The organism is Kitasatospora sp. NPDC043950 (assembly GCF_056435345.1).
This window is the reverse complement of sequence record NZ_JBWKER010000142.1, coordinates 1-1048: the sequence shown is the minus strand read 5'-3', so window position 1 is coordinate 1048 and position 1048 is coordinate 1. Positions and strand designations below refer to the sequence as shown.

At 72.1% G+C, this 1048-nt stretch carries 1 protein-coding gene and 2 pseudogenes; all 3 read left to right on the top strand.

The genetic code is table 11. The features are described 5' to 3' along the window. A pseudogene (locus AC07BF_RS37850) lies at nucleotides 1-94 on the top strand (roadblock/LC7 domain-containing protein); the annotation flags it as partial. Between the two features lie 161 nt (nucleotides 95-255). After that, nucleotides 256-939 (top strand): DUF742 domain-containing protein, encoded by a 684-nt coding sequence (locus AC07BF_RS37845; protein WP_363589768.1) that lies wholly within the window; start codon nucleotides 256-258, stop codon nucleotides 937-939. Next, nucleotides 920-1048, top strand: a pseudogene (locus AC07BF_RS37840) (ATP-binding protein); the annotation flags it as partial. The gene AC07BF_RS37845 and the pseudogene AC07BF_RS37840, both read left to right, overlap by 20 nt.

The following is a 1048-nucleotide window of genomic DNA, read 5'->3' as shown; positions in this document are numbered from 1 at the left end:
CGTCGGCTACGAGATGGCCCTCCTCGTCGACCGCGCCGGCGCCGTCCTCACCCCCGCACTCCGCGCGGAACTCCAGGGCAGTCTCCTGCACTGACGGTCCGTCGGATACCGTCCAGGTATTCGAAGTACCTCCGCGTCCTTCCCGGGCCCGCTTCGGCGGGCTCGGGTTCGGACGTTGTACGGCCTTCGCACCACCGGCTCCGGACCTGCGCCGAAGCTCGCACCGCACCGCCGCACCTTGTGAGGAGAGGAACCGTGACACCGCCCGACGACCGCAGCGGCCAGTACGGCGTTCCGTACCCTGGCACAGGCCATGACGCCTTCGGAGCACCCGGCGTCGGCCACGGTCAGCAGTACGGCCAGCCTCAGCACGGCCAGCAGCACGGACAGCAGTACGGCCAGCACCAGTACGGGCAGCCCCAGCACCCGTACGGGCAGCCGCAGCAGGAGCAGTACGACCAGCAGGGCCGGTCCGGCCGGTACCGACAGCCGCAGCCCGCCTTCGACACGCCGCCGCCCGGCTACCCGGCGCCCGCCCCCGACTACCGGCCGGCCCACGAGCCCGGGCACGTCGAGGAGTTCGAGGACGAGCCCGACTCCGGCCCGCTGATCCGGCCGTTCGCGATGACCGGTGGACGCACCCGGCCGCGCTACGAGCTCGCGCTGGAGGCCCTCGTCTCCGCCGACGTCGACCCGCAGCGCCTGGCCACCCTGCTCCCCGAGCACCAGCGGATCTGCACCCTGTGCAGGGAGGTCAAATCCGTCGCGGAGGTGTCGGCGCTGCTCTCCCTTCCCCTGGGAGTGGCCCGCATCCTCGTGGCCGACCTGGCCGAGGCCGGCCTCGTCGCCATCCACCAGCCCGCTTCCGGCGGCGAATCCGGAAACCAGCCCGACGTCACGCTGCTCGAAAGGGTCCTCAGTGGACTTCGCAAGCTCTAACGCGGCCGCCCCCACCCGCGCCACCACCTCCGCGAAGATCGTCGTCGCGGGCGGCTTCGGCGTCGGCAAGACCACGCTCGTCGGCGCCGTCTCCGAGATCAACCCCCTG